At 40.8% G+C, this 23,117-nt stretch carries 17 protein-coding genes and 1 pseudogene; 7 read left to right on the top strand and 11 right to left on the bottom strand.

All coding sequences use genetic code 11. The features are described from left to right. A pseudogene (locus AC5RDS_RS09265) lies at positions 1-247 on the top strand (DDE transposase); the annotation flags it as partial. Positions 248-384: 137 nt separating this feature from the next. Here AC5RDS_RS09265 and AC5RDS_RS09260 read toward each other — a convergent pair. The 6 genes from AC5RDS_RS09260 to AC5RDS_RS09235 form a co-directional block, all read right to left on the bottom strand. After that, positions 385-1,710, bottom strand: coding sequence for a TlpA family protein disulfide reductase (locus AC5RDS_RS09260; RefSeq protein ID WP_175315560.1), 1,326 nt, complete (start codon positions 1,708-1,710; stop codon positions 385-387). A 13-nt stretch (positions 1,711-1,723) separates the two neighbouring features. Continuing rightward, positions 1,724-3,253, bottom strand: a complete 1,530-nt coding sequence (locus AC5RDS_RS09255) for a PKD-like family lipoprotein (RefSeq protein WP_013611443.1) — start codon at positions 3,251-3,253, stop codon at positions 1,724-1,726. Between the two features lie 30 nt (positions 3,254-3,283). Continuing rightward, a complete protein-coding gene (locus tag AC5RDS_RS09250) occupies positions 3,284-3,979 on the bottom strand; it encodes a DUF4843 domain-containing protein (protein WP_118104683.1) in 696 nt (231 codons plus the stop codon). Between the two features lie 12 nt (positions 3,980-3,991). Further along, the gene (locus AC5RDS_RS09245) at positions 3,992-5,422 is read right to left on the bottom strand and encodes a RagB/SusD family nutrient uptake outer membrane protein (protein ID WP_013611441.1); all 1,431 of its coding nucleotides are present in this window, start codon (positions 5,420-5,422) and stop codon (positions 3,992-3,994) included. A gap of 12 nt (positions 5,423-5,434) precedes the next feature. Next, positions 5,435-8,770 (bottom strand): SusC/RagA family TonB-linked outer membrane protein, encoded by a 3,336-nt coding sequence (locus AC5RDS_RS09240; protein ID WP_013611440.1) that lies wholly within the window; start codon positions 8,768-8,770, stop codon positions 5,435-5,437. 86 nt (positions 8,771-8,856) lie between these two features. Then, positions 8,857-10,029: a FecR family protein gene (locus tag AC5RDS_RS09235; RefSeq protein ID WP_013611439.1), complete on the bottom strand. Its 1,173-nt coding sequence runs from the start codon at positions 10,027-10,029 to the stop codon at positions 8,857-8,859. A gap of 91 nt (positions 10,030-10,120) precedes the next feature. Here AC5RDS_RS09235 and AC5RDS_RS09230 point away from each other — a divergent pair, with 91 nt between their 5' ends. Continuing rightward, positions 10,121-10,681, top strand: coding sequence for an RNA polymerase sigma factor (locus AC5RDS_RS09230; RefSeq protein WP_013611438.1), 561 nt, complete (start codon positions 10,121-10,123; stop codon positions 10,679-10,681). Here AC5RDS_RS09230 and AC5RDS_RS09225 read toward each other — a convergent pair. Beyond that, positions 10,618-11,109, bottom strand: coding sequence for a sigma-70 family RNA polymerase sigma factor (locus AC5RDS_RS09225; RefSeq protein WP_041556467.1), 492 nt, complete (start codon positions 11,107-11,109; stop codon positions 10,618-10,620). The two genes, AC5RDS_RS09230 and AC5RDS_RS09225, sit on opposite strands and share 64 nt — an antisense overlap. A 255-nt stretch (positions 11,110-11,364) precedes the next feature. On the opposite strand from AC5RDS_RS09225, the gene AC5RDS_RS09220 reads away from it, so the two are divergent. Further along, positions 11,365-11,745, top strand: a complete 381-nt coding sequence (locus AC5RDS_RS09220) for a Fic family protein (protein WP_083813721.1) — start codon at positions 11,365-11,367, stop codon at positions 11,743-11,745. 68 nt (positions 11,746-11,813) lie between these two features. Here AC5RDS_RS09220 and AC5RDS_RS09215 read toward each other — a convergent pair whose 3' ends face one another. Further along, positions 11,814-12,623 carry a Fic family protein gene (locus AC5RDS_RS09215; protein WP_237983040.1) on the bottom strand — a complete coding sequence of 270 codons (810 nt, stop codon included), beginning with the start codon at positions 12,621-12,623 and terminating at the stop codon, positions 11,814-11,816. A 151-nt stretch (positions 12,624-12,774) separates the two neighbouring features. Here AC5RDS_RS09215 and AC5RDS_RS09210 point away from each other — a divergent pair, with 151 nt between their 5' ends. Together AC5RDS_RS09210 and AC5RDS_RS09205 are read left to right on the top strand one after the other, a co-directional pair. Beyond that, positions 12,775-13,932, top strand: a complete 1,158-nt coding sequence (locus tag AC5RDS_RS09210) for a FecR domain-containing protein (protein WP_013611437.1) — start codon at positions 12,775-12,777, stop codon at positions 13,930-13,932. A 158-nt stretch (positions 13,933-14,090) separates the two neighbouring features. Continuing rightward, complete coding sequence (locus tag AC5RDS_RS09205; RefSeq protein ID WP_494222311.1) at positions 14,091-17,105, top strand: SusC/RagA family TonB-linked outer membrane protein; 3,015 nt, start codon at positions 14,091-14,093, stop codon at positions 17,103-17,105. A gap of 162 nt (positions 17,106-17,267) precedes the next feature. On the opposite strand, the gene AC5RDS_RS09200 is transcribed toward AC5RDS_RS09205, so the two are convergent. From AC5RDS_RS09200 to AC5RDS_RS09190, 3 genes are read right to left on the bottom strand one after another with little or no spacing between them, the layout of a single operon-like run. Continuing rightward, positions 17,268-19,886 (bottom strand): UvrD-helicase domain-containing protein, encoded by a 2,619-nt coding sequence (locus tag AC5RDS_RS09200; RefSeq protein WP_118107022.1) that lies wholly within the window; start codon positions 19,884-19,886, stop codon positions 17,268-17,270. A 15-nt stretch (positions 19,887-19,901) separates the two neighbouring features. Continuing rightward, the gene (locus AC5RDS_RS09195; protein ID WP_118107020.1) at positions 19,902-20,390 is read right to left on the bottom strand and encodes a hypothetical protein; all 489 of its coding nucleotides are present in this window, start codon (positions 20,388-20,390) and stop codon (positions 19,902-19,904) included. A 31-nt stretch (positions 20,391-20,421) separates the two neighbouring features. Beyond that, positions 20,422-20,919 (bottom strand): hypothetical protein, encoded by a 498-nt coding sequence (locus AC5RDS_RS09190; RefSeq protein ID WP_013611433.1) that lies wholly within the window; start codon positions 20,917-20,919, stop codon positions 20,422-20,424. A gap of 657 nt (positions 20,920-21,576) precedes the next feature. Between AC5RDS_RS09190 and AC5RDS_RS09185 the strand changes: the two genes are divergently transcribed. Together AC5RDS_RS09185 and AC5RDS_RS09180 are read left to right on the top strand one after the other, a co-directional pair. Beyond that, entirely contained in the window at positions 21,577-21,816 is a 240-nt protein-coding gene (locus AC5RDS_RS09185) for a hypothetical protein (protein WP_013611432.1), read from the top strand. Between the two features lie 218 nt (positions 21,817-22,034). Next, a partial coding sequence (locus AC5RDS_RS09180) for a hypothetical protein (RefSeq protein ID WP_494222310.1) occupies positions 22,035-23,117 on the top strand: 1,083 nt, incomplete at its 3' end.

The raw sequence follows: 23,117 nt of genomic DNA, 5'->3' as shown, positions 1-23,117 counted from the left end.
TATGGGCGCAAGAGACGGCCGACCCAAGATGACCCTTTCAGGAAGGGGGCTTAGAAGCGAACTCTCAAAAGAAAGGGCCACCAGGCTTGAAGGAAGCTTCGGCACTCACAAGCAACATTACTCGCTCGCAAGGATAAAGGCAAGGAACAGGAAGACGGAAATCCTGTGGATTTTCTTCGGGATACATACGGCAAATGCCATACTGATGATTGACAAGGTCAGGAACAGAACGGGGAAAGCTGCATGATATGAGTTTACTGGAAGAAGCAGAAGAGGTCAGAAGACTTCTTCCGGAACTTCATGTTTTACCAGATAAGAGTATATGGGAATATACAGAAAAATGAAAATAATAATGGCAGATGAAGTGATTATACTCTATCATTTTCATTGGCCATGGTATTTTGTGGGGACATTTACTGAATATCCCGAAGGACGTGTCATATTGGCATCCAGTACTTTTCCCTCCCGATCTATCAATAGAAAACGGGGAATCCATGAAATCTTATAATCCTTTTTAAAAGTATCTTCTTCGTTTACCCTCAATTGGATACCATCCAGGCTGTCCTTTTCTATCTTGGCCCGCCAGGCAGCTTCATCCGCATCGATAGAGATACTTACAAAACAAATAGGCTTATCCTTGAACTCCTCTTTTAATTTATGAAATGCCGGGAGTTCGCGGCAACACGGTCCGCACCAGGTTGCCCAGACATCGATATAAACGTAATTGCCCAGCCAGTCAGATAAATTCTTCCGGTTACCGTCTTTATCCAAAAGGGAAAAATGGGGTGCTTTTCTACCTTTTTCCAAACGGGTATATTGTTCATACGACCGGAAAAATGCTGCTTTTTGTTTTTCATCCTTTACCTTTTCCCGATAAAGGGGTAAAAACGCTTCCATTCCTTCTGATCCGAAGTACCTGATATATCCGGACATGCTTTCGTCGACTAAATAACCCGCCAGTTCTTCATCCTTAATGTGATTGCATATATAATCCAGTTCACACTTTAACTTATCCAACGGTTTACCTGTTTCAGTTTTTTTTCTTTCTCCCAGCAATTGTATACCATTCCTGAAAAACTGGCGGTATTCCCAGAATTCATGAGCTGAAGGATCCTCCTGAAGCAATTCCGATACTTTCCGGTAATACCTTTCTCCCGGGGAATAACTTTTCAGGCGTAATAATCTGGCATGACGAAGGGGATAATCCAATAATGAATGGCAAGCCACATAATAAAGCCGTTTACGCTCCGATTTTTTAAAATCCGCCGGCAGAGGTAAAGAATCAAGATGTGATTGTAATCTGCCGGGCATCAGTGCCCATGCTTTCAAAAATTCTTCTTCCCCTTTTTCATACCCCGGATCCCGGTTATTCAAAAACGGACTGTTCAGATAGATATTGATCGCTTTAGCCGCTCCGGCAAATTTAATCTCTTGTCCGTTCAGCCGAGTAATTTCCTGTTGTTGTCCCGGTACAAGATAAAACGAATAAGCGTTGCGCGGACCATATAAAACTGCATATCCGGGAACCAGTGAATCCGGAATAGTTATCTTCCCTATGCCTGATTCATCTAGTTTCACTTTATAAGTTTGTTCCCGGAACCCGATCCGGATTTCCTCTTGCCCGAAAGTGGCGTCGAAGCGGACTCTTACCTGGGAAAAGGCTTGTGCTTCCCACAAAAAACAGCAGGAAAGCACAAAAACTATTTTCAAACCTCTGCTCATTTTAAGTACCGTATTTCGGGTAATTATATTCCATATCCAGGATTTCTCCGAAACCTTCGAATACTTTTTCCGAAGCAATATCGATCATTCCGTTCACCTCATTGATATAGTACATATAAATTTTCCCTTCTTTCTTACTCTCATTGTAAGTGGAAAGAATCAGCACTTTATTGTTATAGGGATGATTCGGAATAAAACGATGGATACAGGGTTTGAATATTTTCATTCCCGTTATTTTTTCATCAGCTTGGGCCAAAGTGTAAAGTTTTTCACCGGTATTCGTTCCATTGTAATCATACCGGTAAATATCCCGGTCGGTAGCATATAAAAAAACAGGACCGAGTGAACCTACTGCGAAATATTTCGCTTTCTCCAGTTCCGGACAATTGTCTGCCGGGTATTTCCCTACACCGATATTGGGCTTTGTGTCAAAATTGAAAACGCATAATGTCATTTTTTTCGTATCCCAATCCTCGAATAATCCGTATTCGTAATTATTGTATCCTGTTTCCATATAACGGAGGCTGGCATGCATATTTCCCCAATCGAAAGGCTGGGTTGTCGTGGCCACTGCCAATTCTTTCAAAATCCATGTATTCTTCTCGATTCCCAGAAAACGTCCGCCGATTTCATCATAAAGAATACCCTGATAATAATCAAACCATTTAGGGGCATAAGGCGATGCTTTATAAGTCAGGCCGTCTTTCAGGATCGGTTCGGTATAAGTTGTAAATCCCGTACTCCTGATCGCACTGTATTCATAAAAACGACCGTTCGACACGATCGCATCGTAGCCAAATCTTCCCGGGCTCCAGTAATATTGCCAGAAAATGTAACTTTCCGGTTTCCAGGATGATAGGTCAAGTACCAGGGTGGACATATCAAATGTTTTTTGCATGGTGATGGCCGACAGGCGGGCCCCGCCCTTATCGGTAAGCACAATCACATTCTGATATCTTCCGATACAATAATAGCTGCCGATGACAACACCACGTCCGGGCAGGGCTTCTCCATTGACTGTCTCGTATACATTGTGTAAAATTTCGTCATTTTCTACCCGGTTTGAGAAATAGGGACTCATGATTAAATCGAAATCCGTTTTGCCTTCTTTTTCTTGTAAAACCATCCAGCCTTCGGTAATACTTCCCTGTACCGCCAGGTAAATTTGCTTGTGGGTTTTCACTTCCGTTTTCTTATTGGTAACGGTTAGTACCAATGTATAAGAACCTGGAATTTCGGCTACTTCGTATGTCAGATTTCTGGAATTTCCTATCTCTTTTTGTTCCCAGACCCCACCAATTTCGTTGGACCAGATCCGCCAATTGAATTCATAGTCGCTTTCCGGAGCATCGTTTAAATCTACATCTGCAGTAAGTTCTAACGTCTTGAATTGAGTTGCATATACCGTATCTTGCATTTTTATGTCAACATCGGGTAAATCTGTGTAGTCATAATTCCCCGTATCATCATAGCAGGCAGCCAGATTGATCATGAGAGGAATGAAAAAAAATAAATATATGATCTTTTTCATTGTGCTATTCTTTTATCGTTGATATATCGTTCAGAATGTTACAACCAGACCGTTTTCATCGGTCAGGGGTTCTCCCGGGTGTGCTTTATTATATTTATATAAAGCATTTACCATTATACCCGTGTAGTAAATGCTTTCTGAAGTGCTCCACTTATCATAATCGGTGGCAATTCCCAGGGTTTGGATGACAAACTGATGTTTTATGCGGCTATATTCACCGAAAGGCCAGCCTGCCGGTTCTGTCAGATGATTGGTTAATACAATTTTATATGTATTCTCATTTACAGGAGCCGCTGCGAAGTTTTCATTGCCACAGAGCCGGAAGGTGGCTACCAGATTATGATTCTCCAACTCCGGGGTTTTCTTAACCTTTACTTTTAAAATTCCTTTTATCGAATCCGCCGGAAGTTCACTTCTTTCAATTATAAAATGGTCATTTTCCTGGGCTGTAGTTTCTTCTTTTACTACTTCAACTCCGATTTCCCGGACTTGTCCAACTGCCAGTCCGACAAGTTTAAAGGGGATTTCTACGATATCTTCTTGTTTGTCAGGATGCAATGCAAAAGAATAGACTATGCTGTCATTTCCCTCTGCTGCATAAATAAAACGTAAAGAGGCATATCCGGCGTCATATTGCACATAATTGTCTTTTTGACAACTGCCACATCCTATTGCGATCAGGACGGATAATAGCAGACCGTATTTATATATAAAATGTTTCTTCATAATCTTTTCTCATTAATTTCTATTTCCATATTCTAATTCCTGGTCAGGTATCGGAAGCACATAATAAGCTTTGCTGAAAGGTACCTGTACATTAGGTAGTGTTGCCTGGTCGGTACGCTTGCAATAAAAGAACCATTGCCCTTCTCCTATAAATTCTTTACGGTATTCTTTACCAATAGCTGTTTGTAATTTTTCATCGGTCGTATCTTCTTCTTTCAAATCATCAGTAACCTCGAAACCCCTGTGTTGGCGTAAGGTATTGAAATATTCAAGGGCTTCCTTTTTCGAACCTGCACATTCGGCAGCAATCAGATACATTTCGCTGATACGAAGCAAAGGTTGACGGTTATTGTAACTGGAAGAGACTTGCCATAATTTAGTATTGACATAATAAGAGTCGATAGGTTCGAAATAATAGATATACCGCCAGTCGCTGCCACCGTACAAAGTATTTTCAAAAATTTCGTCCCTCACTTCTGCCTGGGTGACAAGTAAATTACCCACCGTATTGTTTTCGCTTTTTTTCAGGTATGTTTCTGTTATCGTTTCTAATCTCGTATTGTTCAGCATGAGGATACATTCCGTCAGAAAGATTCCGTCACGGTTATCACGGGTCGTTGTCGCTACCTGGCCTTTCTCTACCCACGGATATTTGTGGGAAAGGATTACTTCCGTAGCATTTTTCAGGGCATTGACCTTATCGTTTTTATACAAATAAACACGTGCCATCAGAGCCCGGACTGCGTAATAGTTGAAATGAAAACTCCGGGTTCCCAAAAAAGATGTCGTCGCTTCTCCGGTTCTGACAGGATCGTTTTCTAATAGAAAGGCTGCTTTTTCCAAATCCGTAATTACGGAATCAAGGACTTCAGAAACCGTAGATAACGGAGTTATTTCTTTCGAAATTTTGCTGACATAGGGAATCGCTTTTTCACCGGCCCCGCTCACATAACTTTTGCCAAACAGACGGAGCAGATCGAAATGCAGAAAAGCACGTAATGCATAAGCTTCCCCTTCGTAGATTTTTTCTTCATCGGCTGCAAGAATTCCCCGGTGGTCTTCGATGCCCTGTAACAGAATATTGACGTTGGCGATCGCATTATACATGTTGTTCCAGATGCTGTTGATCACTTCTTCGCTTTTCGGATTGTCATAAACAAAACGATGCAGGTAATAATAAGTTCCGGCTTCCTGATTCCAGTAATATTGTTGTCCCAAAGCGTCCAACATTCCGAAACCGAGATGGGCACCATAAAGTTCTTCCGAACATAAAGCGGTATATACTCCGGTCAATTGATCTTTAAAACCGTTCTTATAACTGAACAGATCGTCATATTTTACTTCCGTACTCGGACTGACATCCAGCCATTCCTGACAGGAAACACTCAACAGGGAAAAGAACAAAATGCCGAGTATATTTTTTGTTTTTTGTATTCGTATCATTGTATTCATCGATTAAAAGGTTGCTTGTAAAGAGAACGAGAAAGTACGGGCGAACGGATAAGTCAACCCGCGTTCTGTTTTCACTGTAGAAGCCCGGAACACATCATCCATATAAAAACTGGCCTTTAATTGTTGCAACCGGCTCTTTTTCAGGAATGCACAATGCCGGAAATCATATCCCACGTTTAAAGATGACAAACGCAATTCGTTCAAATCCTGTACAAAACGGGAACTGGGTTTAGTCAGCCTGTAAGGATTATAAGAAAAATCGACCCGGTCACCCGGTTTTTTCCAAACGGCATTGTAAATTCGTTTGTCGACATTCAGTCCGACATTGGCATTCTCGACCCGGTCGACCAGAGTCTGGTTATAAGTCTGACCGCCGAATTGATAATAAAAAGACATGTTCAGGAAAATTCCCCGGTAATCCATATTTATTCCGAAAGTACCCGAACATTCGGGCATGGCGTCGCCACAAACCACCTGATCCTCGGCTTTCCATTCTGTCGTTGTTTCTCCATCCTTTGTCAGGAAAATCTCATCTCCTGTAGCCGGATCGATACCCAGGGAGCGGACAGCCCAGATAGCATTCATAGACGAACCTTCGATAAAACGGGTCTGGGGTCTGTTGGTATTTCCATCCAATATTTCGTTATCGACCTCGTCGTTGTAGCTTCTCAACGCATTCGATATTTTTTTCAACTTATTCGTATTTTTGGCAATAGAGAAAGAAGTACTTAAATAACGGTCGTTTTCCACATCATACAACAAATGGGCATTTAACTTCAGTTCCATTCCTTTATTTTCCGTACTTCCGATATTTTCCATATAGCTGGTAAATCCCATAGAAGGAGGAACAGTCAAGGCCAGTAACTGATCTTTGGTTTGCTGCACATAATAATCGTATACAATCATAAGACGTCCCCAGAGATTCAGGTCGAATCCGATATTGTAATCCTGGGTTTTCTGCCATTTCAGGTCATCGTTGGGCAGGGCCATTAAATGAGAACCGATCCAGTTGTCGTAGGCTTGGGTCTGATTGTAACTGAACATGGCTAAAGCCTGATATGGATTGAAGTTCTGGGCTCCGGTATAACCGGTTGAGGCACGTAGTTTAAATTGTTTCAGCCATTCTGCCTGCTCCATAAAATGTTCTTTATGAAAATTCCATCCGATACCTGCCGACCAGAACTGTCCCCACCGTTTATCTTGTCCGAAACGGGAAGACGCACTGGCACGCCAGGACAAATCGGCCAGGTAACGATCGTCGTACGAATAGTTTAAAGCGGACAAAACACCTATTTCACGACTGATGGACTCATTGCCGACAGGAGGATAATCGCTCTTGTTGAATCCGAGACCCGAAGTGATAAAACCGTTCTTGTCATTCGGAAAACCGACCATGGTGAAAGTAACTTTTTCAGAACGGCTTTGCTCCATCTTGTAGTTCAGGTTCAGAAAAAGTTGATGCTTATCTGATAATAAGGAATAATTGGCTGTTATATCCATATTGACATTGCTGCTTTCTCCCTCCAGTTTACTGTATGTGCCTTTTTCAAAAAATTTATCTTCCGAATATCCCAGGAATCTGGTATGTGAGGCCGGATAAAAGTCTTCCCTTGCATTGAGGGTTTTCGATAACCCCAAACGTCCGATAAACTTCAATGCGGTCAAAGCCTGCCATTCGATATAAAAATTATTGGTAATACTGGTATATTTACTGAAATTTTTAGTACCGATAGAAGCATTCCATAGCGGATTCCCGCAGGTTACCCCAACCAGGCCTCCTCCTCCGGTAGAACCGGCAATTTGCTTCAAATCCCCGTTTTCATCATAAGGTGTCCAATAGGGATTCAGTTTTGCATATTCGTCGAAAGAACCATAGGGAGAATCATTGGCCCGGTTAAGAGTGGTACTCAACTGATTTCTGAACAATAAGTCTTTATAACGGTAAGCCAGGGTAATTCCTCCCGTGAACGTTTGCCGGTCTGATCCTTTCATCACCCCCTTGATTTCATTATAAAGCAAGTCTACGCCATAGCGTAAATGTTCGTCTCCTCCATCCAAATACAGAGAATGCCGGTGTCCGATACCGGTATGTAAAGGTTGGGCCAGCCAATCTGTGTCCACGCCGCGTTCTATTTCCGATTTGATCTGGTTCAGATATTGTTCCCAAAACCAGGGATCTGAATAACGGCCGTGTGCCTTATCTACTTCATATTTTTCACGTGCATCACAAAGATTATAACCTGTCAGGTCGGGAATCGTCAGGCTCAGATCTCCTTTGTATGATATCCTCATCTTCCCGGCTTTCGGCTGACGGGTTTCGATGACCACTACGCCATTGGCCGCTTTGGCTCCGTATATTGCTTTGGCTGCGGCATCTTTCAGTAATACAATCGTTTCTACCCGGTTCATATCCAAATCGTAAACTGTTGTAATATCTGTTTCGAAACCGTCCAAAATGAAAAGCGGCTGATTGGGGTTACCATTATAAGTCCCTTTTATATCGGGCATGGATTGTTGGCCACGCAACTGAATTTGGGGGGCTTTGTTCGGATCCGAACCGAAATCATTGTTTTCTATAATATGAAAAGCCGGGTCTAAACTTTTCAGGGATTGTAAAACATTTTGGTTCCCCATTTTCTGTAGTTCTTCTTTCTTTATGGTCGTTGCAGCACCGGTATAACTCTCTGTTTTACGGGTAAAAATACCGGTAACGACAACCTGTTCCATTTCAGTTACGTCGGTTTGCAGGGTCACTTTTATTTCGGATTCGCCTTTATAAGGGACCTCTTTGGTTTGCATGCCGACGAACGAAAATACCAGGACTACATTTTCTTGTGAAGGAAGTGATAATTTAAATTTCCCTTCTGTATCGGTTGCACTTCCCAAAGAAGTCCCTTTTACCAAAACGGTCACTCCGGGTAAGGGTGCTCCATCCGTGTCGGTCACTACGCCGGAAATCGCCAGGGGCTCTACCGGTTGAACGATTTTTTCTGTACTTTTTTTGATGACATACACTCCGTCCACTTTCGAAAAAACAAACCCTGTACCTTCAAGGATTTTGCTCAGTATCACCTCAACAGGTTGATTTACGACTTCAAAATCATTACACTTCCGGTTCCCGATAAGTTGTTTGTTAAATAAAATATCGACACCGGTCTGATCTTTAAATTTAATCAGAACATCATTTAAATTTTCAGATTTCACGGCAAATGTGATCAGTTTGGTGTCATTATCTGCCGCCGCATAAGACAACGAAACAATGAACAGCAAGTACACTGCCGCTAACATTTTTCTTAAGAATTCAGGTAAGAAATACCTGTCAGGTGCTTTTTTTTTCATACATTTGTTATTAGTTCGTTAATATGAATGAATGTGTAGAGAATGTGCTCTAAAGTTTGCCGACTGCAGAAGCATTCTCTATTTTTTTATTTTCTTTTTACAGTAATTGTATGGTGATCGATCTCAAATGTAATATCTGCACTTTCTTCAAAAAAATGCAGTAAAGTCTCAATCTCTCCGTACCGGCTCAAAGAACCCGAAAATTGCAGCTGTTGCAATACCGGATCTTCGAAAACGATTTTTACATTATACCATCTTTCCATATCCCGGGCTATCGATTCCAGGGTTCTGTTTTCAAAACAAAAGCGTTGATCTTTCCAGGCTATTTCATTATATACCTTTACTTTTTCCACAGTAGGTTCACTTTTCCCTTCGGTAAGGCTTAACTGATAGCCGGGCTGAAGTTTCAGTTCTGCTACATGATCGTTACTGAATCCGATGGAGCCTTCCACCAGAGTTGCTTTCAATTGTCTGTCGGCGGAATAACGCTTTACATTAAACTCTGTTCCATAAACTTTTATATTCCCTAAATCTGTTTCGACGATAAAAGGTTTACGGTCATTTTTCACTACATCGAAATAAGCTTCTCCCGATAAAAAAACTCTTCTTTCGTTTCCCACAAAGGCCGTCGGAATTTTCAACCGCGAATCTGAATTTAACCATACCATCGTCCCGTCGCTCAGCTTCACCTGATATTCTCCTCCTATCGGTATAACGATCGTGTGATAATCTGTCCGGGCTTGCTGTTGTTTCATATATCTGATTATTCCGGAATCTTTTTCGACCGTAAAGCCTGCTGTCCGGTAGGATAAAGAATCGCTTAACGAAGCGATATCTACTTTTTCGCCGTTCGGTAGAAGAATAATGGCTTTCCCCTGGCCCGGCAAGATAGATCCGGCAATCCGGTTTGCAGTTTCCATTTCCCGTTTGTCTCTCTTCAACAACATGATCCCTCCACCTACAGTCAGCAGAATCAACAGGCAGGCTACCGAACGGTATACATTCCTCAGTATCTTCCGGCGCCTTACTTTCCGCTTATTCCGGACATAATCGTCAAAACGGACTATCATTTCAGCCACATCGGTATGCAAATCGTAAGTTGTATTGTCCGACGACCAAACCCGGCACATTTTCTCGTAATAGGCTTTATGTCGTATATCCCGGGCCAACCACTTTTGAAAAATGATTTCTTCTTCAGGAGACAATGTTCCGCGGGCGCCTTTCAATAATATTTCCCAACGAATCGAATTTTTTTCCATAGACCACGCTTTCTTTTTTATATAATTAACTTGGAATCTAAAAATGGAGGACACCGTATAATAGAAAAAAATTATCTTTGCCGAAAATATCATGGCAAGAATAGAGCAATACATAGAAAAAAGTAATTTAGGGCTTCGGATAAAAAAAAGAGATCTGGATGCTTTTCATGAATTGTATAAAACTTCGTTTCTGCCTTTGCAGCATTATGCCATGCGTTATCTTTACGACTGGAAACAAGCGGAAGACTTGGTACAGGATGCTTTTCTGTCTTTGTGGGATCACCTGGAAAGATATGATGAAAAACAACCTGTATTTTATTATATGCTCGGTATTATCCGGAATAATTGCCTGAATTATTTGCGGGATTTGGAAATTCAAGGTAAGCATCAGGATAAAATCATCGAAGCGATGTTGTTCTCCGGTATCGAAGATCCGGAAATCGATGAAGATATTCATGAACGTCTGAAAACTATTCTGGATACATTACCTGAAAAACAAAAGGAAGTCGTATTACTTCATATTGTCGAGAAGAAAAAGATCAAAGAAATTGCAACACAGATGGATATTGCAGAAACTACAGTGAAGACTCATTTCAAACGGGCCATGGCGATATTGCGGAATAATCTCAAACTTGTACTTTTCGGCGTATAGTGCGGTTGCAGGAATTTTGCCCGGCAGAAGGCCATTAAACCTTTCAGCCTTTCCTTCAATATTTGTTTCCCCCGTTTTTTGTGTGCTTTGACAGAATCGACGGTTAATCCGAGTTGTTCGGCAATTTCTTCATTGGAGAATTCCTGTAAAGTCAGTTCGTAAATTTTCCGCACAGGGTCGGAGAGTTCCCCGATCATTTTTTGCAGATGATAGTATACCTCTTCGCGGATGATATTGTTCAGGAAAAAACTTTCTTCTTCCACCGAAATACTCAGATAATGTTCTTGTGCCCGCTGACGGCGCAGGAAATTGAGGGCCCTGTTTTTTACGGACAGGAACAAAAACGATTTGAGGGCAACGGGGGTGTTGAACCGGAGACGCCGGCTGTATAGTTCCAGAATGATATCCTGCACGATGTCTTCGGCCACCTCTTTCTTTTATATATTTCATGGCAAATACACACAACATCTGGTAATATTCATCAAAAAGAATCCGGTAGGCTTCTTCTTTTCCGGCGTGTAATTGTTCGATCCATTTAGGGACAGGATATTGTGACGACATCGGATGATTGTTTCAATTTGTTAAGACATGTCCTAATTTCAGGTAAAAGTAGGAAATAAAAATAGATGAAAGAATATCTGTCGTTAATTTTTCCATAAGGAGAGGGGAGTTTGTTATCGGTTATGGCAAATCAGCGGAAAAATTATTATGAAACATTGGAAAAAATACAAAAGTCGGATTTAGATATAACTGCATGGTTGGAATGGTTCCTTGCCTGTCTGGAGGCGGCATTGCTTCACGCTGAAAAATCAGTGGGCACGGTTTTGCGGAAAGCCGCTTTTTGGAATAAATACCGGGAGATTTCCATGAATGACCGTCAAATCAAAATGGTAAATTTGCTTTGGGACGGTTTTGAGGGTAAACTGACTTCTTCCAAATGGGGAAAAATTACCAAATGTTCTGCTGATACGGCATTACGTGATATACAGGCTTTAATTGCGAAAGGGATATTGCGTAAAACCGATGAAGGAGGGCGGAGTACCCATTATGAATTGATTTTTTAAATGTATGCGGAGAATATACCTCACATTCTCCGCATTTCTTGCGTTGAATAGGTTCTTCTCCCTACTTTTTATTTTTTCTTCCCACTTATTGAAGTGTCATCGATAGATTTACGGTAAGCCTCTATGTCGTGGGTAAGGTTTTTAATCATAGTGGATGTCATAAACTCTCTGAAGATATTCAGGTCTTCATGCTCACGGGTTTCCACCAAAGCCTTGATGTATTCTTCCTTGTCTTCATTGAGAATTTTTGTCGGTATCAGCCCGAATTCAAATTGCAGCATATTCATCAGCAATCGGGCCATTCTGCCGTTCCCGTCCGCCCAAGGGTGTATTGTGGCCAAATGATAGTGGGCATCGAAACTGATTTCGTATAGCTGTATGGTGCTTTTATGGGTATAATTTTCGCGCTCCTTGTTCAACCAAACACAAAACTCCGATAGTTTTGCCGGAACTTTACTGTAATTCATATACGATTTACCCCCGATTCCGGTAGTGACATTCAGCAGACGCAATTCACCCCGTGCCGATGAGAAAGCCCCCAATGCGGTCTTATACTCCTGTCCTGTGTTTTTCATCACAAGAGCCGAGAAGTCTTTCAATAAGTCAATGCTTATATCGGCATGAGTATTGGCAAGTTTTACCGCATTCTCGTATGCATTCTTCAAGTCGAGGTTCATATTCAGCTCTGCCATACTCTTTCCTTTCAGGCTGATTCCCTGATCGAACATGATTTGATTCTCAAGTTCGGTAATGGTAGAGCCTTCGATGGCTGTGGAATGGGTAATAAGTGAATACAGATAGAATTTGTCGTAGTCTATCTGCTTGTCTATTCCCAATTCCCGATATTGGGATATGAGTTTTTCGAGCTTCGTTTGCATATAGTCTTTTCTTTGGGGCAAAGATACATTTTTCTCCCCACTTTTCGTTTTGACGCTATTCCATAAAGAAAGTTGCTTTTACAAAATATTTTCTCATTTTTTTTGACACTTTTTGCCCGAGGTTGTGTTTTATATGAAAAAATGAAAAAAGATGACAGATTATCCTTTTCAGATAGCGCTTTTGATACAAAAGTCGATTGTCGGTGTTCTCACCGGAGAAGAGCGGAAACAATTGGAACAGTGGCTGGCCGAGGACGATGAGCATAAACGGATGTATCAGGAATTGGTTCGGCCTGGATTTTTGGAAGAGGCCAGGAGAGAACACCATCAGTTTCAGGTTGGGGAGGGATATCGCCGTTTTGTGGCCGGAAAACGGAAGACTGACCGGTTGCGTATCGGGAAACGCTGGACAGCGGTGGCTGCCATGGGGGCATTGGTGATCGGGGTTGCGCTGGCTTTTTTGTTCCATATGGGGGATAGGATGGAGCAAGAAAGCCAATTGCCGGTAACCGGGGTGATAAAACCGGGGAAGGCGGGGGCCTTATTGACTTTGTCGGACGGACGGCAAGTGGTATTGTCGGACAGCCTGGAAACCCAATTGAAAGAACAGACTGCCGACATTCGTGTGCAGGGGAAACGATTGGATTATTCTTCAGAGCATATCGGTTCTTTTTTAGTTTACAATACGATTACGGTTCCGCGGGGAGGGGAATATCAGTTAACCCTGTCCGACGGTACCCGGGTGTGGCTGAATGCCGAAACGGAACTGAAATATCCGGTGGCCTTTGTCGGTGAGGGGAGGGAGGTCATGCTGAAAGGGGAGGCCTATTTCGAGGTCGCAAAAAATGTTTCCCGGCCTTTTGTGGTGAAAACGGAACAATTGGATATTAAGGTTTTGGGTACTTCTTTTAATATGAAATCCTATCCTTCGGAAACTCAGCAAGTCACTTTGGTGCAGGGAAAAGTGGAAGTACGGGTGGGGAATTATTCCCGGAAATTACAGCCCGGAGAACAGTTGAATTACAGTTCGGAAGGCCCGGAAATCCGGAACGTAGACGTAAAAGCTTATACGGCCTGGAAAGACCGGCGTTTTGTATTTAATGACGATTTATTAGAAGAGGTGATTCATAAATTGGGACGTTGGTATGACGTTGAATTTTTTCTCCGGGATGCGGAGGTCAGAAAAATCCGTTTTACCGGAAATCTGCCGAAATACAGGAATCTGGATCAGGTATTGAATAAACTGGAACTCACGACGCATATCCGTTTTGTGCAGAACGGACGTGCGATTGAGGTATTTACTGAATAACAAAACAGGAAGATGTGTGCAGCATCTTCCCGGAATAGAATTATTAACGCCATCGTGCAAATGGCCATTATTAATTTTAACAAAACAAATTTATGAAAAAAAATCGGGATTTGGATATCGGGTCATGGCCTGATATTGTTCGGAAAATGTATTTAACTATGAAAATTTGTGTTTGCATGCTGATTCTGGGATTGTCAACGCTATCTGCCCGGACGCATTCTCAGATCCGCTTAACCTTGGATGCAAAGAATAAGACTTTGCCTGAAGTTTTCCAGGAAATAACCCGGTTGTCCGGGTATGAGTTCATGTACAGCAGTAATGAACTCCGTCATGTGGGAAAAGTCAGCGTACAGCTGGAAGACCGGGATTTGAGCGATATTCTGGCAGAATGTCTGAAAAATACCGGTTTGTGGTATCGGCTGGAGGATGATGTCATTATCATTTCTCCGAAACTGGTTTCTCCTCAAAAGGTTGGGGAAAAACTTGTCGTGACCGGTTTGGTAAAGGATAAGGGTGGAATGCCTTTACCCGGAGTGACGATTTTGCTGAAAGGTACGCAATTGGGGGGAGTGACCGATGCGGATGGAAATTTTCGTCTGACTTTGCCGGGCAATACGGAACATGTTCTGATTTTTTCGTTTGTCGGGATGAAAACCAGAGAAATCAAGGTGAATGATGCGAAACCTTTGACGGTGGTTATGGAGGAAGATGCCAGGGAGATGGATGAGGTGGTGGTGGTAGCATACGGAACTCAGTTGAAGCGTAATGTTACCGGTTCCATTGCTTCCGTGGATGACTTTAAACCGCAGGAATCCCAAGTGGGCAATGTCATAACAGGTTTGCAGGGACGGGTATCAGGATTATGGGTACGAAAGTTGAGTGGAGATGCCGGTGCGAATCCTGAATTTGTGATTAGAGGACACCAAAGTAGTAATCTTAGTGTGCAACCTCTTATTGTGATCGATGGAATGATTGTTGATGGAACGTCTAATTTTAATCTGAACAACATCGCTCCCCAAGATATTGAATCGATAGAAGTGTTGAAAGATGCTGCTTCATCGGCTATGTATGGTTCGCGAGGAGCCATGGGTGTCATTCTGATTACAACGAAAAAAGGAAAGTTCAACAGTAAGCCTGTCGTTAATTTATCCGCTTATTACGGTTGGGCTTCCACGCCGTTCAACTATCGTATGTTGAATGCGGAGGAATACGAGATGGTATTTCGTGAAGGACGTGAAAACCGTATAGCCGACATTCGATCGCAGTTGGCGGCCGGAGGCCTTTCTGCAGGAGAACAAGCTACTTTGCAAGAGGAAATTGCCACGTGGCGGGCTCAAATGAATACGCTTAATATGGGTAAGCAAGAGGTGGATTGGCTGGATTATGTGATTCCTAACAGCGCTGCGAAGAGTGATATTCACCTGAGCCTTAATGGTGGAAATGACAAAACTACCTATTATTTCTCTGTGGGACGTACTGCTGAAGAGAATACGATTGGAAAAGGCGACTATTCTCGTCTGAATACCAAATTGGCTTTGACTAGCCAAGTCTATAAATGGCTGAAACTTAGTGCTGATATTTCGGTTACTCAATCGGTCAAAAAAAGATATACTTCTTCGGCAGATGTCTTGCGTATGGGAGAAATCCGTCCCGATACCCCCGAAGAACCCCTTTATGATGAAGACGGCCGATGGGACTGGTATTTCGGATACCAGGATCATCCGGTATTGGCATTGACTGACAATAACAATAAGGAAAAGATCGTTAATACGACCGGGAACTTTGGTGTAGACATCAATCTTATAAAAGGATTGGTATGGACTTCACGTCTGGCGGGTACAATAAACAACCGACGGTACGAATCGTTCAATGGCCCCAAAACATATGATGGAATAGACTATGATGGTCATAGCAATGAATCCGGCGATGATGGACATCGTATTACTGCCAACTCTTTCTTGAATTATAATGTGGACATACAGAAACTGAATATTGCTGCTACTTTGGGATATGAGTATAATGAGAATTACTCTAAAAGCTATGTTATGGACATTGGTGGTTTTCCTGATATCCCAGGTCTTGAAGGGCCGGCGAACGGTTCAGAATACTTGTGGGCAGATTGGAATATCTCGGGTAATACTCGTTGGACGGAACGTTCAGAATCTTATTTTTTCCGTGCCAATTTATCTTATAACCGTAAATATTTGTTAGGTTTTAGTATTCGTCGTGACGGAACGTCCAAACTGGCCAAGGAAAACCGTTATAGCAATTTCCCGGCTGTCTCTGCAGGATGGGTGATTTCCGATGAAGCTTTTATGTCCAGGCAGCATGTCATCAACCTTCTTAAACTGCGTACCAGCTATGGTATGACAGGTAGCATTACGAATGTCTCCATGGCCGATTGTTATGACCGGTTGTCCAGTGATATCTATTGGGGAAAACCTGCTTTGAGTGTGGCTAGTACATTAGGTAATCCCGATCTCCAGTGGGAGAAAACCAATCAGGTGGATGTGGGGGTTGACCTTGCTTTGTTCCAAAATCGTCTTACGTTGATAGCCGAATGGTACCTGAAAAGGACAAGCGGTATGATGAATTCCGAACCGCTGCCTTCAAGTACCGGTGGTTATACTTCCCGTAAAATTAATGCCGGCACCATTCGCAATAGTGGTGTTGACCTTGCTTTGAATTTCCAACATCATTTTACAAAGGATTGGGGGCTTACCGCAGGTATCAATATGAACATTAACCGTAGCAAGGTGATAGATCTTCCGGTTGATAATTGGGCTTATTCGAGTGCTTATTACGGTGGGGGCAATACGCCGCGTCCACGTTTGAAAATTGGACAATCGTTCGGAGCTTTGGAAATGTATAGAGCTCTTGGCTTGGATGAACGGGGAGATATTATCTATGACGACGTTAGTGGAAACGGAAGCATTGACGCTGCCGATAAGGTGATTATAGACAATCTTACCCCTAAGTTTACCGGTGGACTGAACCTCGGTGTCTCTTGGAAAAACTTGTCGCTTTTCGGGCAATTCTCTTTTACTTATGGTGGAAAAATATATAATCTTGACGAACAATTACTTCGTTCTACGGAACTGGGATATGATGACGTGATGAAAAACAAGCCAGATTATATTTTAGATTTTCAACGGTTTGGCACAACCATTTGAGAAATAAACATTTAACGGAGCATTTGAGAAATAATAGTAACGAATTGGCAACCGTGCGATTTTCAGCGTTTTGCGGTGCTATGCTGTCAAATAACTCGTTTCTGATGCAAAGGTAAGGAAATATCCAATACATGCAATATTGAAGAATAAATAAAATACCGACTATTGGGTAAGTTTGTTTAATCTCATTACGATTGAAGTTTGGCTTCTGCCCATTTTGGCTGCTATATATTTCACACTTTTACCCTCATCATGCAATTTCAATAAAAATTGGTCTGCTCCTCTTGTCCATCTTTTATTGGCATTAGGGTGCTTTACGTAGTTTTCTTCTGAAACCCTTTCGGGATGTAAGAACTCATCTACAAATACAGAAGGGAAACGCTTGTCATATAGCACAAGGGTTTTCATCTTTGCCCTTGTTATTGCCACATAAAACAATCTACGCTCTTCTCCATATGGAAATTGGTCGCTTTTAGTGAGTACATATTTAAGCACAGGGTCATCACTCACAAGAGAAGGGAAGCCATACGTATCTTTATTACATTGCAAAAGTATTACATAATCGGCTTCAAGACCTTTTGATTTATGTACGGTCAAAAACTCGATTTTTCGTTCTCCTATTACGTAAAAGAACCTATTACCCTCTTTAATGGATTGATACATAAAAGAAAGGTAATAATCATCAAATGAATAACGCCCCAACAAAAATATAGATTTATCTGATGGAATAGATGCCACAAGTTGTCCTATCGTATTGCAATAATCTCGCCTATCGTAAGAATAGAACTCCAACTCTGTTTTCATTTCAGAACTGAACGAGTGTATATCTTTTTGTATTTGGGCTTTATTGCGCTGTATGAAGTGAGAGGACAACGAAACCAAAGGTTCTCCAAATCTGTACGTAGTTTCAATTTTGTTTATCTCCGTTGCTCCAAAGTATTCGGGAAATTGATTAAAAAGAGCCATATCACTTCCCGAAAAACGATATATGGATTGCCAATCATCACCCACGCAATACAACTTTGCAGGTGGATTTCCGTCTCGTAATACTTTCAAGAAATTGTAGCGGTCAACTGATATATCTTGAAACTCGTCCACAATGATATAGTCATACTCGACAAGGTGCGAAGTACGACATATTTCCGTGGCTTGAAGAATCGCATCGGTAAAATCAATTTGATTACTATCGCTTAATGCACTTATATAGCGCTCATATACAGGTTGAAATATATTCTTGATAATAAAAACACTTCGCTCATCATCTGCATTCTTTGCTTGTTTCAGAACTTCTTTAACTGATTTACAACTTGATTTTACTAATGTCACGAAAGTAACAGCAAGTCGTATAAATGCCTTTTCTTGCTTACTACCTTTTGGTAAAACCAAATCATATAATTCTTCATCTGTTTTCTCTTGAATTGGTACACCTGCGTCATCTAATAATTTTCGGAGTTTCCCCCTTATATCAGAGTAATGGAAATCTGCACTTGATGTTACTAAAAGTTGAGTGCCAAATTTCTCATGAGCTGCTTTCTTCCAAGTTATACCATCATTATATTTTTGATTGGCTTCTTCGTATGTTATGTTTTTGTCTTTTGCAAACCAAGCGGGCACAAGACTATGTTCATCAACTCCAAAATGTTCCAAATAGATGCGTTTGATTACTCCTGCTTGCTCAAAATATATTGAGAAATCGGGGCGATATTGAGAATGCATTTCATCTGCTAATTGATGTTCGTATGGCTCTTCATATCTGAATTTTACTCCAAGTGATGATAAGACAAAGCATATCTTTTGCTCCTGTTCACTTCTCACATATATAGCCCGACCATCCATATCGGGAAACATCGCTTTTAGCTGCACGTTTTTTTGTTCCGACAACTTTTCTCGCCTTTCATTCTTGCGCTGTTCCCAATCCGCTTCATTAGATTGGTAATCAATGAAATATTCTACTACGCTATTCTTAAAAGCCTTATTCTCTAATAGAGTGTGATAAATATCTATAAACAAAGAATCTGTATTATCGCAAATAGATGGCTTTGTACCTGTCGCTTTTCCGATAATATCAATGGCTAATTTGTGAAATGTATAACCTTTCAAACCATCAGTAGCCATTCTTTCCGTAAGTTCGGCTGCTGCTTTGTTCGTGTAACTAATGAGTAAGATTCTATGAGGTACAATGCCTTTTATTTCTGTTAGATACTTGACTTTTCCAACAATAGAAGAGGTCTTTCCACTACCTGCGCTACTAACAACCAAGCAATTATCTTCTTCTGAAACGATTGAGCGTCTTTGCTGCTTATCCAATGGATATTTCAAACAATGGTCGAAAAATTCTTTATGTGTATCAAGTAAAGAATTTATAACCGCATCATTATGTTGCTCGACAATCTTATTGATATTTCCAAAGTCACGAATTAGGTTTGAGATTGCTACAGATGGAGTGATATTGAAGGCTTCAAGTCTCTTGACTAATGAATGCGCCTCTTGAAAATATGGTATATAATGATTTGTGAAATCCTTTTCTTGCGTTGCAGAGATTATCTTACATGAAAAAACATTATTAAGGTCGGTCGGAATATCAATAAATGCTTCGTTATTTAATGCCGACAATCTCTCTTTTGCTTGCTCATAATTGGATTTATTACTATAAGAAGATATGTGGTTTAACTTTTCTGAAAGTTCCTTGGACTTGTTTTTTAGGCGTATTCGTATTGTGACTATTGCAATAACAGAAATAGCAACAAGAGAAACCACAACTATAAGTAAAACCAACTGCATATCAGAGGATGATAACTATTTAAATTTTTCAATCCACCTATAATCATCCCCCTTGGTACTCCATTGGAATTTCCACATGTCACCTGTTCTATCATTTATGAGATAGTATTGATACATGCTTGTCAATGGTTGAATAGAGAATATACAATTTTCGTTATCAGATACTAATTCGTACTTGTTTATAGGTATGCAAAATAGATTATCTAAATCTTGTGCACTATATTGGACTTGCCATAGTCGTCCATTATACGAATCTAACAGTATGAAAGTCCACATATTTTGTGTTTCATAAAGACGAAACCTACTTTCCTTATCCCCTGATATTTCTCTTGCACTGCAAACAATCCAAGACTGACCATCATCCTGAATTTGCTGTACTTCACCTGTCATCGTATTTAAACGAAGCTGGTTATGATAGTTTCGCGTATTATACATTTTATAAACTTGAGCATATGATGCCAACGTAATAACCATCAATGCAAACAATGCTATAAACTTCTTCATAATCTATTGTATTATTGGTTATTAATTGATTTTATTTTTCAGGGAATAAACTTGATAATGCTCGTCTGATAGCTTGGCGAATATCATCAGCTTCTGTTTCTCCTTGTCCCTCTGCTGTGCAAGAACATATCATTTCATTGGTTTTTGCAGAACTAAATTGTATGGTTACTTCTATTGTATAGCCTAAACCTCTGTTACGCCTACCACTCTCGCCATAATTGACGATTAAGGTTTCATTCGCTAATTCGGATTTGAGTTCAGGCAATATAATATACCCCTGTTTTATCAATATTCCTGCTATCACATCACTCGGATTAACACTTTTGGTTGTTGAAGAGCCATAGATACCATATTGACCTCCATATGTACCTCCTGTGCTTGATGTCAATTCCTTTGTCGGAGAAATGTATGCGTATTTATACATTTCAATAGGAGCATTCCTTACTATTACAGGTGTTCGAAGTGGTGCACACCCATTTGCTAATAGAATGGTGCAAATAACTAATAGCCAATTTTTAATTGCGTTCATACACTACACATTTATCCTCCAGCTTCCACAAAGGATGGGTTAAAGCACGAAGCGTGGAACTGTATGCCACACTCTTACTTGAAGGTCGTAGGAAACCTTGGATACGGATGTAACAATAGCAGCCCAGCTATAGCGTGAGAACCACTATGCTATCCTTGTATCCAATTTGAAAATTTCCTACGTTTTCAAGTACAAGATAAGCATAACGCTTCTTCTTTTTTCTTATGTCTTGGAAAGAGTTGCCTCAATCACGGTACAAAAGTACAAAAAAATCCGTGATGTAACTTCAACTATCACGGATTTGTCATGATTTACAGCTTAATACTCCTATCTTGTTTCTTTGTAGGCATTCCCAACGCTTCCATAAACTCGTCTTTCTTGCGTCTGAACCAACTGACGTGCGAAATACCGTCTATGTTGAGTTCAAATTTTCCCTCCGTGTTCTGTTTGAGAGAACAAACTGCATTGTCTGTTTTGAAATGCCGGTTAAACTCACGGGAATATAGTTCACCTTTAATGGAAACATCCTTGAACGTGCATAGTTTTCTAATGACGACATCGCCAAAGTGCAGAGTGTCACGCAGAGCCATCTGGGATAATCTCTACTACCTTATCCTATACACCGTATTCTTTGTCATAGGTTATAAACTCGACTTTATGACCACCAAACGGATGCCCGACATGCAGTGGATGTCGGGATATGTTCTGATGGCTTTCTGGGCAGGATATGTGTTTATCAACAAGGTGCTGCCGTGGAAGATGACGGCAGGGACGACAGGGCAATGGAATTTCTATTACGTATTCAAGTTCCTGCTTTACCTCATAGGTGGTTTCTTTACGGCTCCTTTTGTTGTCCTTTGGACAGTGTATAAGTTCATAAGAGCACTTCGCCGATAGAAGATTCTCCAACCTTTAGTTAGAGAATTTGCTAACTCTTTTTTGAAGAGGCTTGAAGAACTTGTGCAACCAATAGCGGCTTTGTATATGCAACATGTGCTAAATAGTTAAATATGTATAAAGTATTTTAATGTGCTGTACAACGTACTGCGGTTTCTTGGAAGGATTATAAACTTTTCGTATGTTTACTAGAGTAACCAATATTCAATTCACATACTATGAATAAAAGAGAGCTATTATCAATTCCCTTTTGTGTGATTTTACTTTTTGCGTGCAACAACGAAGACCTCTCTCCAGAGATATTAGGTTCTTCAATAGAAAGTAATCACAAACGTCAAGAGCTTTACATTCCTTATGCTGACTCTGTTGAATTAAAGGCATTAGCTCAAAATAAAAAAGTTCTTGATTTTGAATTAGCGAGAAAAATTACCTTATTAGAAATGAATGAAACGGGATTTGTCCAAGATATGGCCTGGAACGGCTATCATTTAGCACCAAATCCTGTAGTAATATACAATTTGGAATCTTGGCCGAAGTTTTATGATTTTATTGCATTTGACTCGGAAAACAATGCTATAGGTACAATACGTGTCAATGCCAACCGAAAAAACAGTAGTGTCATAAACGGAGTATACTCCAGCGTTTTTGATTATAATGAGTTCTTAACAAAATCCAATGCTTCCAACCCTTCCATTTTTATGGATTGGAAAGGGGAACAATTTGTAGGAGTCAGGTCAAAGGGCGGTAAAGCACCCAAGCAAATTATATCAGTTGATAATGGGACTCCTGTACTCATGGAAAATATGAGAGAATTAGAAGGTGAAGAGATTATCCAGCACATGGAAACTCACATACTTCCAACATTAATACCTGATCAACGTGCTTTTGAAAAAGTACCAGATTATGTGGTGGCAGACGAAGAACTTAATAAAGAGATCGAATATGGAAAAAATATGACTGTGGAGGCGTTAAAAGACTCTATGGAAGTCAGCTTAGCAAGAACAGAAGAAGAAGCTAAAGCATATTGGAATACTTTAAGTGCTTATGAGCAAGAACTCTTAGAGACAAGCGATGAAGAACTTAATAATGAAAGTAAATTTTTTGGACGATTATTTAGAAGAATCTTTAGTCGTACCGATAAAAGTTTAAAATGGATTGATAAGTATGATGACAGAAAGCATTCTTACAGAAGAGGTGGTGCATGTGGTCCTTGGGTTTGCGGATATATCCTTTATGTAAATCAAGGCAAAGATAAATATGATTTCTTTTATAATAATGCTTCTTCATTTGGAGAGTTTGGT

It is taken from the genome of Odoribacter sp., assembly GCF_985060555.1.
This window is presented reverse-complemented; position numbering and strand designations above follow the sequence as displayed.